At 66.3% G+C, this 11,441-nt stretch carries 10 protein-coding genes; all 10 read left to right on the top strand.

The window, feature by feature from the left end; genetic code table 11:
- Window positions 1-134 precede the first annotated feature (134 nt).
- The 10 genes from NRB20_RS27665 (at window position 135) to NRB20_RS27620 (ending at window position 11,274) form a co-directional block, all read left to right on the top strand.
- A complete protein-coding gene (locus NRB20_RS27665; RefSeq protein WP_153414089.1) occupies window positions 135-500 on the top strand; it encodes a hypothetical protein in 366 nt (121 codons plus the stop codon).
- Entirely contained in the window at window positions 500-1,177 is a 678-nt protein-coding gene (locus tag NRB20_RS27660; RefSeq protein WP_153414088.1) for a hypothetical protein, read from the top strand. The genes NRB20_RS27665 and NRB20_RS27660 overlap by 1 nt, the downstream gene beginning before the upstream one ends.
- Before the next feature lie 63 nt (window positions 1,178-1,240).
- Window positions 1,241-1,732 (top strand): YbaB/EbfC family nucleoid-associated protein, encoded by a 492-nt coding sequence (locus tag NRB20_RS27655; protein WP_153414086.1) that lies wholly within the window; start codon window positions 1,241-1,243, stop codon window positions 1,730-1,732.
- 14 nt (window positions 1,733-1,746) lie between these two features.
- Window positions 1,747-2,106: a YbaB/EbfC family nucleoid-associated protein gene (locus tag NRB20_RS27650; RefSeq protein WP_153414084.1), complete on the top strand. Its 360-nt coding sequence runs from the start codon at window positions 1,747-1,749 to the stop codon at window positions 2,104-2,106.
- 26 nt (window positions 2,107-2,132) lie between these two features.
- Entirely contained in the window at window positions 2,133-4,253 is a 2,121-nt protein-coding gene (locus NRB20_RS27645; RefSeq protein WP_153414082.1) for a hypothetical protein, read from the top strand.
- The gene (locus NRB20_RS27640) at window positions 4,253-5,038 is read left to right on the top strand and encodes an ESX secretion-associated protein EspG (RefSeq protein ID WP_153414080.1); all 786 of its coding nucleotides are present in this window, start codon (window positions 4,253-4,255) and stop codon (window positions 5,036-5,038) included. The genes NRB20_RS27645 and NRB20_RS27640 overlap by 1 nt, the downstream gene beginning before the upstream one ends.
- Window positions 5,031-5,537, top strand: coding sequence for a hypothetical protein (locus NRB20_RS38505; RefSeq protein WP_227833922.1), 507 nt, complete (start codon window positions 5,031-5,033; stop codon window positions 5,535-5,537). Before NRB20_RS27640 ends, NRB20_RS38505 begins: the two co-directional genes overlap by 8 nt.
- On the top strand, window positions 5,534-7,954 hold the full coding sequence (locus NRB20_RS27630; protein WP_153414078.1) for a hypothetical protein: 2,421 nt from the start codon (window positions 5,534-5,536) through the stop codon (window positions 7,952-7,954). Before NRB20_RS38505 ends, NRB20_RS27630 begins: the two co-directional genes overlap by 4 nt.
- A gap of 1 nt (window position 7,955) precedes the next feature.
- Window positions 7,956-8,816 (top strand): ESX secretion-associated protein EspG, encoded by an 861-nt coding sequence (locus tag NRB20_RS27625; protein WP_153414076.1) that lies wholly within the window; start codon window positions 7,956-7,958, stop codon window positions 8,814-8,816.
- 64 nt (window positions 8,817-8,880) lie between these two features.
- Complete coding sequence (locus tag NRB20_RS27620) at window positions 8,881-11,274, top strand: hypothetical protein (protein ID WP_153414074.1); 2,394 nt, start codon at window positions 8,881-8,883, stop codon at window positions 11,272-11,274.
- Window positions 11,275-11,441: the final 167 nt, after the last annotated feature.

Here is an 11,441-nt window from a genome sequence, read left to right as displayed (position 1 = left end):
GAGAACTGGTCAAAACGTCCAGTCGGCTATATCCCGGGGGCTGGCAGACTGGCCGCAACGATCCGCGTTGTCCGAGTCCGTCGCCACCCATACGTCGGAGTTCCGGCCACAGTACTGTCCCGTCAGGAGATCCGATGGCATCCGACTCCTCCGAACCGCTCGAAGTCGACACCAATGGCCTGACTGTCGCGGGCAAGAATTTCCAGAGCCTCGGGGTCACCGTCCAGTCGCTGGTGACGAATCTGAACGAATCGCTCAACGCGCTCGGCGAGTGCTGGGGCCACGATCATCTCGGCAAGCAGTTCTCCGAGGGTGAGAACGGCTATCTGAAGGCCAAGGAGGCCCTGATCGGCGCGAGCGGCGCATTGCAGTCGTTCGAAACCATGTTCACCATGTTCGGCGATGATGCGGTCCAGGCGGGCAAGGCGTTCCAGAACGGTGAGGACGCCTACGGCGAAGAGTTCATCAAGAACATCGGCGCGACCGGTAGCGGCGGCTAGTGACCGGCCCAGTCGCCATCTCGGACACCGACGACCGGTACGAGATGCTGCTCGAAATGTTCTGCGCCTCCATGCGTTACGTCCCGGAGTTGACCGACAGCGAGCTGGTCGCCCATGCCGCCGACGATCTGATCGACCAGGTCAGCTATCCCGTCACAGTGACGGATTTCCGGCCGGTTTTCGCTCATGCCGTCGACGACGACGAACTACCGCCGGGTGCGCTGGCCGCCGCCGAAAACCACACCGAGACAACGATTCTGGCGTTCCTGCGACAGCTGCTGGCCGAACTGGACCGACGGCGGCCGTGGCCGGACCCGGCGCTGGTGCCGGTCGATCCGGAGCAGTGGCCCGCGCTCGCGGACAGCGTGCCGATCGCCTGGCTGCATCAGCCGCTGCCAGTGGTGGAGCAGTCGGTGCGGGCCGCGTTCGACACCACCTCCGACGCGGTGTCGACCGAGGCCGAATCCCCGCTGCTGGTACTGCGATTGCGCGAACTCGGGCAGGTCGCACTGCTCGGTGAACAGCAGAGCGAACCGGGCCACTTCCTGGTCCTGCTGCCCGACGGCGGCCGGGGTCGCGATCCCGCTGCGGTGCTCGAATACCTGACCACGTACACCGGACTGCCGTTCGAAACCGCGGGCATCGAACAGTCCACGACAACGTCGTCGAACCTGTGATGCCGAGCCGTTCGGAATACGAGAGCACGAGCCGAACCAAGTTGAGAGGTGTTGTGCGGCACTATGTCCAATCAAAATGACCGACTGATCACCGACGCGTCCCAGGTGCTGGATTCCATCTTCGCGGCGATGGAACAGGCCGAGCAGGCCCGGCACAAGCGCGACACGCTGACCGGGAACGCTCAGGTGGAGCGGGGCCGAATCGCGGTGACTGTCAACGCTTCCGGATCCATCACCGAGGTCACCTTCAGCGATGATGTGGAGGACCTCACCTACAGCCGCATCGCCCGCGCCACACTCGAGGCGGCGCAGCAGGCCGCGGCCGAGGTGAAACGGAAGAACGAGGAGTTGCTCGCCCCGCTGCTCGCCGCGCGAGCCGCGATACCGCAGCTCTCGGATCTGGTGCAGGGTCTGCCCGCACTGCGCGACCGGATCACCGAACCGTCCGTCGCACCGCTGACCCGTCCCAGTGAACGGCAAACCGATTCCCCGGTAGCCGGATTCGATGATTCGGTCGAATACCGTCCGACCCGTCGCAGCACATTCGATCGCTGAGAGGAACGCCCGGAATGCCCACCGACGAGACGGATCAGCAGCTCGACCGATTCGAGGATCGGCTCGAACAGATCGCTCGCCTCAAAGCCGAACGCACGCAGTTGACCGGCACCGGCACCGCCGAACGCCGCCGGGTCACCGTGACGGTCAACGCGGACGGCATCGCGATCGACATCAAATTCTCCACCGACATCACCGATCTCGACTACGACGAGATCGCCACCGCGATCACCGAGGCATCCCGCAAGGCGGTGACCGACGTGGCCGACAAGACCACCGCGTTGTTCGCGCCGATCGCCGTCGACCCCAGCAAGCGCGCCGGGGTGGGTGAGGCCCTGCAAGGCATCGCCGAGCTCGGACAGCAGTTGCGCTGAACCGTGCCGCACGTGGGAGTTTGATCGTGGGAACCGGCGGCGACGACACCGACTGGCCGAACCTGAGCTCGCACGCGAGCGAGGGGCAGCTCATGCTGCAATCCGGCGTCGCGGAGAAGGCCGCCCATCATGTCGAGACGATGCTGAATTCGGTTGTCGGCGTGCAGAATTGGATCCGCGGCAACTCCAAGCAGGGTAGTCCGGACATTGCCGGGACGACTTCGGGCCAAGAGCTGGCCGCCGCCTTCGAGCGCAAACTCGACGTCGAACTACAGGAACGGCTGGACCGGCACCGCAGCGTACTGACCGATATGGGCAACACGTTCGTATCGGCCGGGAAGCAGTACGCGCACACCGAACAGGAGTCGACCGAGAGCTTCGAGAACATCTCGTTCAAGGGCTCGGCCCCGATCACGCCCGACGGTGCGCCGAAATCCCAGGGAATACCCAACGCGCAGCCGACATCGACCCCGTCCAGCGGCGCCATGGATGCACTGGGCATCACGCCGGAGGTGGGCGGCAATTTCAGCTGGCAGCAGCTGTACGCCATCGGCCAGAGCATCAAACCCCAGGCCGTCGCCGATGCCGCGGGCGTCTGGTACTGGCTGGCCAAGAACCTGGCCACGGACTTCACCACCCTGGGCAACAGCATCGGGGCCGCGGCGAAGGACTGGACCGGTCAGGGCGCGCAGGCCGCGGTCACCGCCACGAACAACTACCTCACCGCCGCCCACCTGCTGACCGACGATATGAACAAGATCGGCGACATCCTGCTCAACACCGCGCGCTGGTTGCAGGAAACCCACAGCACCATGCCGACCTCGCCGAACCCGCCGACCACCAGCGGGTCGGGTTATCACACCACTCCCGCCGACATCGCCAGGGAGACCGAGCCGTATCAGAACGCGTTCACCACGTATTACACGAACTCGTTCGGGTCGACCAGCAACCACATCGTCACGTTGCCCGAGCCGAATCAGGTGACCGACGGCGGCAGCACCCCGACCGGGGGCAGCGGACCCGAAACCCCGCCCGGCGCATCGGGTTCCGACAACGGGCCGAGTGGGCCCAGCGGGTCGACCGGGCCCGCCGCATCGCCCCTCCCCACCGGCGGATCCGGCGACAACTACACCCCGCTCCAGGCGAGCACCGCCATCTCCGGCCCCGGTGACACCGACCCGACCACCAACGGGCCCACGGTCACCGAAACCGCCATCTCCGGCCCCGGTACGACCGACCCCAACAGCACCACGAACGGCTCCACCACCGCGATCAGCGGCGCGCCGTCGGAGCCGCTCTCGAGTACCTACCCCCTCCAGCCAACCAGCGTCTGGACCGCACTCGCCGATGCCAGCGGCAGCACCGCACCCACCGGTCCCACCTCGGTCATCAGCAACGGCCAGGACGCCTCCGGCAGCGCGTCGGGCTGGGAGGGCGTCTGCGCGTCCGGCGCCATCACAGTGGCCGACGGCCTGGGCGGGACCGGCGGCTCCGATATCTCGGGCAGCAGCTTCTTGTCCGCCATGGGCAACGCCTCGATCACAGGCAGCGGGGAGGGCAAGGACAGCTGGTTCACCGCCGCCGTCAGCGGCAGCCTGGGCGACGTCTCGGGCAGCCTCTCCGCCTCCGGCGCGATGGGACTGCTGTCCATGCTGGAGAACGCGTTCAGCGGCGCGATGACCAACCTGCGATCGCCCGCCGACTCGCTGCCGGGTGCGTCGATCAGCGGACCGCACGACAAACTGTTCGGCCCGGACAGCGTGCTCGACGGACTCGGACTCAGCGCCGGCGGCGGACTCGGTGGCCTGGGTGGACTGGGTGGACTGGACGGCATGGACGGTCTCGGTAGTCCCGGCGATGTCGGCCTGTCCGCCTTCACCCCGCAGTCTTCACCCAGCGATCACCTCTCGAACATCGTCGCGAAAGCGGGTGCGACACCGGACACTCCGTTGGGTGCCACCGGACCGCTGACCGCGCAGTCGCAACCGGGCGGGATGCCGATGGGCATGGGCGGAATGGGTGGCCTGGGCGCGGGCAGGACCGGCCAGGAGCAGGACCGCACCCGCTCGGACCTGCTCAAATCCACCGAGCACCTGGACGAGGCGGTCGGCGAGCTCGAACGCGGTATCCGGCCGGTGGTGGACTGATGGCCGTCACCTGGAATCTCAGCGCCGCCGAACTGGTCGTCGCGTGGGACCGGCTGTTCGCCGAACGGCTGCCGTCGCCGCTGTGCGCGCTGCTGCCGGTGCACTACGCCGACGAATACGCGCGCCTGTCCAGCCGCACCTGGGTCGATATGCAGGACCGTTACGACGGGACGCTGTACGACGCACTCGGCCGGGTGGCGCGCGCGGAGGTCCGGGTGGTGGCGCACGCGGTGGACCCGCGCCGACCCGAGGACTCCACCGCGCGGGTGCGGGTGGTCGGCGCCCGGCAGGGGGCGGCGGCCGTGCTGATCCGTCAGTTGCCCGGCGAATCCATGTGGCACAGTGGCGGTTTCGTGGTCACCATGGGCGACGCCGGACGACTCGCGGGCGGCATGGTGGGCGCGCTGCCAATGTGCGAGCCGGGTCGGCTGCCGGACATCCCGATGGTGCAGTCCCAGGATCGCAGCGACACCGACCACTGGTACGGGCAGTCCGCGGTGTTCGACAACTACCGGGAACTCGAGGCGCGCAGCGTGGCCTTCGTCGAACATCCGGTCCGGATGCTCGGCAGCATCGAAACATCCCAGGGCAGTTCGATTTTCGGGCCGCGCGGGATCCTCACCCGGCGAATCTACTGGCGTGATCTGGTCGACGACGGCCGCTACGTGATTCCCGATACCCCCGACCCGGTGGCGGTCGGCGCGGACCAGCGGCGGGTGGCGCAGCTGATCGCGACCGACATCGCCGTCGTACTGGAAACCCTGGAGGACGAGCACCGTGCCTGAATCCGCTTGGTACCCGGGCGATTTCGCCTCCTCGACGCCCGGGGCGGTACAGGATACCGCGCTGTACCCGGGCCCCGTGGAGTACGGGACGCCGGACCACGAGACGCCTCCAGACCCGGCCGCCCCGCCACCCGCGGACCCGGCGCAGGCCGACGGATTCACCGCTGCCACCCTCGGTCAGGCCATGCTGCGGAACGGCGAAATCATTGTCACCGCAACCGAATCCGGCATGCTACAGAACGTGCACGTGGATGCCGGCCAGCTCCGCCGCCCCCCTGCGGAACTGGCCGATGACCTACTACGACTGTGCCGGCTGGCGGCGGGACGCGCGGGCGCGGCCCGGCGCACACACCTGGCACAGCTGGGGCTGACCGACCATGTTCTGGACCTGCTGGGGCTCCCCGAGCCGGATGCGGTGGAACAGAACGAGATCGACGACGAAGACGACAACGACTACGAGCCGCGCAGCTGGCTCGATCACGACGGGAGCGTGTGGTGACGGCAAGTGGTTCGGGTTTCGACAACTCAGCCTGGGTAGGCCTGTACCAATCCGCCTCGGGATCCACCATCCCCGCAGCAGGCCCCAACACCACCCTCATGTTCGACCCCAAAGTCGCCCAAGCCTGCTACAACGCCGTACACGACTTCCTCGGCAACGTCGAAACCATGATGAACACCATCGGCTACTTCAACAACCCACCCCAAAAGCCCCTACTCTCCATCTCCGGCAACTACCACGAAGAAACCCTCGCCTCCGCCAAAGCCTTCCGCGAACTCCTGGCCGGCAAATGGACAGAGCTGTACAACACCCTCTACGAACACAAACTCATCCTCACCGACATGGGCGCCACCTTCGAAGAAGCCACCCACAACTTCCAAGCAAACGAAAACCAAACCGCCACCAACTTCGGAGCCCTCGACCCCAACAAAACCGACACCTTCAAAACCACCGAATACCTCACCTCCGACACCACCACCGTCCCCGCCTACTCCGCCAGCGGCCCCGCCCCCCTCGGCGGCAGCGGCACCAACCTCCTGACCCCCGACACCTACGCCGCCAGCATCGCCAGCCTCGCCGAAACCGCCGACAGCTTCAGCTGGCAACAACTCAAATACATCGCCGACTGCATCGGCTACAACAGAGACAGCATGCACGACGCCATCAACGGCTGGCACAACATCCAAATCACCTGGATGGGCTACGCACACACCTTCCAACAAAACATCGCCGCAGCCATGAACTCAGGAGCCTGGACCGGCGAATCAGCCACCGCCGCAGTCAACGCCGTCGACAACTACGTCAACGGCGCGGTCACCGCACTCGGCCAAACCATCAACGCCATGTACAACGCCCTCGTCGACCTCGCCAGCCTCCAGAACAAGATCTACGACTGGATGCCCGGCAAAGGATTCAGACTCACCGCCGGCGGAACATACCCCTGGGGCTACCTCAACAACGGCAAACTCTGCTCCAAAACCAAACTCGCCAACGCCTGGACCCTCGGCAAAGTCCACAACGAATTCAACCTCCTCTACGCACCCGGCCTCCAAAAAATCGCCGCCGTCATCCCCACCTTCAGCGACCCCGGCACCACCACCGCCAGCGGACCAAACGGCGGCAGCGGCAGCCAAACCCCCGACCCCAACACCATCAGCGGACCCAACGGACTCAGCGGCCCCTACTACACCACCTACAACTACAACGGACTCAGCGGACCCGGCGACCCCAACGCCGCCTACGTCTCCGGCTTCAACGACGGCTACGCCAGCGGCTACGCCGCCGCCTACGCCGCGGACCACAACGGCAGCTCCGGCCCCCAGACCGCCTCCGGCCCCACCGGCCCCACCAACAGCAACCCCTTGGAGACGGCCACCGGCGGCAGCGGCAGCGGCAGCGGCAACACCGACCCCTCCTCGGCCCTCGGCCCCTCGGGCAACACCTCCCCCACGGGCAGCGGCAGCGGCCTCGGCAGCAGCCCGTCCTCGTACGGCTCCCCCCTACAGACGGCGACCGGCGGCAGCGGCAGCAGCAGCAACCCCTACGGCAGCAACACCCCCACCACCAACGGCAGCGGCAGCGGCCTCGGCAACACCCAGTCGTCGTACGGCACCCCCCTGCAATCGGCCGTCGGCGGCAGCGGCAGCGGCGTCGGTAACGGCAACACCCAATCGTCGTACGGCACCCCCCTGCAATCGGCCACCGGCAGCACCGGCCCCGGGACGACCGGGGGCAGCGGCAGCTCCTCGACTTCAGGCAGCGACGGCAGCTCCGGCCACGACGGCAGCTCGGGCAGCGACGGCACCTCGGGCAGCGACGGCGGCTCGGGCAACTACTTCGGCAGCTACTCGGCCTCCGGCAGCACCACGGACCAGCTCAGCTTCCTCACCGAGGCGCTGCAGCTGATCGGATCGGGCGTGCCCGGACTCGAGCAGATCGGCCAGCAGATGATGGCCCAGCTCCCACAGGCCCTGCAGCAACTCGGCCAGCAGTACCAGAGCGGCATGGCATCCCTGCACCAGACCCTCACCGAGGCCGCACGGACACTCGGCGACCACGGCCAGGCGATCGCCCACGACGTGTCCACCGCCCTGCACAACGCCGGCGAAGACATCCAGCGCGCCGCGACCGAGGCCATCTGGGGTACCGAACAGGATTCCGATCTGTTCCCGCGCACCTCCCTGGAGGGGCAGCTGTACGCCACTCCCCTGGGCACGACCGGTCCGGAAGGACCGGGGCACCCCGCCTTCCGCGCGGGGATCCCGCAGGACACCACGTCGATCCCGCACCAGCCCGTGGCGGGTCTCGCCGCGGGGGGCATCACGGGCCCGGGCGCCGTGCGCTTCGATATCGCGGGCTTCGAGGCGAACGCGGGATCGGGTCCGATCATGTTCGGCACACCGGAGGAGAACGCCTGATATGGAACGCACCTGGTACGTCGAGGGCCTGGAATTCGTGATCCTGATGAAGAGGCTGCTCGGCCGCACGCTGCCCCCGCCCTTCACCTATCTCAGCCCGACGCTGCAAACCCGCATCAACGCACTGAACGAGGAGGCACGCATCTGGAAACAGCTGCGGGCGAACTGGGATCCCGACCTGGCCGACCTGATCTCCTGGACCGGTGAGCCGGAACTGCGGATCGAGGTCTCGGCCTGGGACCCCCGCGACGACGGCCCGGCGCTCCAGTACGACATGCTGTGCTTCCGAAGCGGATCCCGGGCCGCGCTGATCGAGGGCTTCTACAACGCGGCCGGTACGAGTTGCGAGCGTTATCGGATCGTCGAATGCGATCCGGCGGAACTGTCGTCCCTCATCGTCGAGGCGCTGCCCCAGGCGCCGGCGGGAACGCAGGGGCGCGTCGAACTGTCCGACTACGAGATCTCCGGCCGCGGGGGCACGGACGATTGGAGCCGCGGCGGGCGATCCAGCTTCTACGACGACGGTGACAACGATCTCGACGTACGGAGCCGCGGCTGGCAGCAGTCGACCAAATCGTTGGTCGGCATGATCGGGTTCCACCAGGGCAACGCGGAAGACGACGCACAGGCCGGTCCGATGCCACCGAACGCGGTGGTCATCGACTGGGCGGATTATCTGTTCTGGGAGGACCACCCCGACGACGGGCGTTATCTCGTCGAGCTGACCCCGCCGGTATCGGCGGTCGGCATCGACGCCGACGGTCTACGACGGCGCATCGACCAGAAGGCCGCCGAAGTGCTGCGGACCTCGTGGGAAGAGAACTCGGAACCGTACGCGCGGTCCAGCATCTTCGACGACTAGCTGTTCGACCGCACCCTGGTTCCGTGAAAGTCGTTGGTATGGAAGAAAATTCGGAGAGCATACGGTGACGGCAAGTGGTTCGGGTTTCGACAACTCAGCCTGGGTAGGCCTGTACCAATCCGCCTCGGGATCCACCATCCCCGCAGCAGGCCCCAACACCACCCTCATGTTCGACCCCAAAGTCGCCCAAGCCTGCTACAACGCCGTACACGACTTCCTCGGCAACGTCGAAACCATGATGAACACCATCGGCTACTTCAACAACCCACCCCAAAAGCCCCTACTCTCCATCTCCGGCAACTACCACGAAGAAACCCTCGCCTCCGCCAAAGCCTTCCGCGAACTCCTGGCCGGCAAATGGACAGAGCTGTACAACACCCTCTACGAACACAAACTCATCCTCACCGACATGGGCGCCACCTTCGAAGAAGCCACCCACAACTTCCAAGCAAACGAAAACCAAACCGCCACCAACTTCGGAGCCCTCGACCCCAACAAAACCGACACCTTCAAAACCACCGAATACCTCACCTCCGACACCACCACCGTCCCCGCCTACTCCGCCAGCGGCCCCGCCCCCCTCGGCGGCAGCGGCACCAACCTCCTGACCCCCGACACCTACGCCGCCAGCATCGCCAGCCTCGCCGAAACCGCCGACAGCTTCAGCTGGCAACAACTCAAATACATCGCCGACTGCATCGGCTACAACAGAGACAGCATGCACGACGCCATCAACGGCTGGCACAACATCCAAATCACCTGGATGGGCTACGCACACACCTTCCAACAAAACATCGCCGCAGCCATGAACTCAGGAGCCTGGACCGGCGAATCAGCCACCGCCGCAGTCAACGCCGTCGACAACTACGTCAACGGCGCGGTCACCGCACTCGGCCAAACCATCAACGCCATGTACAACGCCCTCGTCGACCTCGCCAGCCTCCAGAACAAGATCTACGACTGGATGCCCGGCAAAGGATTCAGACTCACCGCCGGCGGAACATACCCCTGGGGCTACCTCAACAACGGCAAACTCTGCTCCAAAACCAAACTCGCCAACGCCTGGACCCTCGGCAAAGTCCACAACGAATTCAACCTCCTCTACGCACCCGGCCTCCAAAAAATCGCCGCCGTCATCCCCACCTTCAGCGACCCCGGCACCACCACCGCCAGCGGACCAAACGGCGGCAGCGGCAGCCAAACCCCCGACCCCAACACCATCAGCGGACCCAACGGACTCAGCGGCCCCTACTACACCACCTACAACTACAACGGACTCAGCGGACCCGGCGACCCCAACGCGATCTCCGGCCCCGGCGATCGCATCCCCTACGGCAGCAGCGGCCCGGGTGACCCGAACGCGGCTTACATTTCCGGCTTCAACGACGGTTACGCCAGCGGCGCCGCCGCCGCATACGCCGCGGACCACAACGGCACCTCCGGCCCCACCGGCAGCACCGGACCCACCTCGACCGACCTCACCCCCACCACAAACGACGGCAGCGGCAGCACCGTCCCACTCCAACCCACCTATTCGAGCGTCACACCCGCCCAGGGCAGCGGCAACACGAACCCCAGCAGCACATCGCCCAGCAGCTCGCTGCCGGCCTATTCGGACAGCACGCCATCGTCCCTCGGCAACGGCAGTTCACTCCCCACCTACTCCGCCAGCACACCCCCCCTCGGCGGCGACTCCTCCCTCGGCAACGGCTCCTCGCTCGGCAACGGCTCGACACTCCCCACCTACTCCTCGACTCCCCTCGGCAGCACCAGTCCGCTCAGTACGCTCGGCAGTTCGGGCAGCGACTACTACAGCCCCTATTACTCGGACATCTCGGGGAGTCCCTACTCCGATCTCCTGGGCAGCACGTACACCGGCAGCTCTGGGAGCGACTACACCGGCAGTAATTACTCCGGTATCTCGGGCAGCGACGGCAGCTCCGGCAACGATCTGCTCAGCGCCTCGGGTCCGATCGCTTCGCTGCTCCAGGATCTGCTCGGCGGCAGCGGCTTCCCCGGTTTGTTCGGCGCGAGCGGCTTTCCCAACGAGATCAATCCGGCCAGCCTGGCCGGCGGGTCCGGGGGCAACCGGCTCGCCACGTTCGGGAGCGGTCCGGGCGGGCTGGATGGACTCGGCAGCGGCGGTGGCGGCGGTGGCCTCGGCCCGCTCGGCGCGTCGGGACCGCTGTCCGAGGACCCGACCGCACAGGCGGGTCAGTTCCCAGGCGGTTCGGGCAGTCTGAGCGCCGAACCGCAGGGGAACCAGAAGAACGCGCTCACCGCGGACCAGCAGCAGCAACAGCAGACACCGATGATGCCGATGAGCGGTATGGGCGGTCAGCAGGGGCAGGGCCAGCAGAAAGATCGCAAACGTTCGTCGTCCCTGGACTCCAAACGGCACCTCGACGACGCCATCGGCGAGGACCCGTTGAGCGTGCGCCCGATCATCGATCAATGATCCCCACGCAAACCTGGATATTTTGTACAGTCACCTCCCACCGACCGCGCCGTAACGTACCTGGTGATCAATCTCTGCATGATCACGAAGCATTTATCAGGGTATTAGCAGAGAATTAGCAGCAAGGATGCTGTCGGATTGCTCGCTATCGCGACAACATTGATGGC

Origin of the sequence: Nocardia macrotermitis (assembly GCF_009604405.1) — a bacterium.
GTDB lineage: Bacteria > Actinomycetota > Actinomycetes > Mycobacteriales > Mycobacteriaceae > Nocardia > Nocardia macrotermitis.
The sequence above is the reverse complement of the archived record's forward strand: the minus strand, read 5'-3'. Positions and strand labels throughout refer to the sequence as shown.

Excerpts from the sequence above, each read along its gene's own strand:
- NRB20_RS27640 (WP_153414080.1), top strand. The coding sequence starts at position 4,253 with ATGGCCGTCACCTGGAATCTCAGCGCCGCCGAACTGGTCGTCGCGTGG.
- NRB20_RS27665 (WP_153414089.1), top strand. The coding sequence starts at position 135 with ATGGCATCCGACTCCTCCGAACCGCTCGAAGTCGACACCAATGGCCTG.
- NRB20_RS27650 (WP_153414084.1), top strand. The coding sequence starts at position 1,747 with ATGCCCACCGACGAGACGGATCAGCAGCTCGACCGATTCGAGGATCGG.
- NRB20_RS27655 (WP_153414086.1), top strand. The coding sequence starts at position 1,241 with ATGTCCAATCAAAATGACCGACTGATCACCGACGCGTCCCAGGTGCTG.
- NRB20_RS27625 (WP_153414076.1), top strand. The coding sequence starts at position 7,956 with ATGGAACGCACCTGGTACGTCGAGGGCCTGGAATTCGTGATCCTGATG.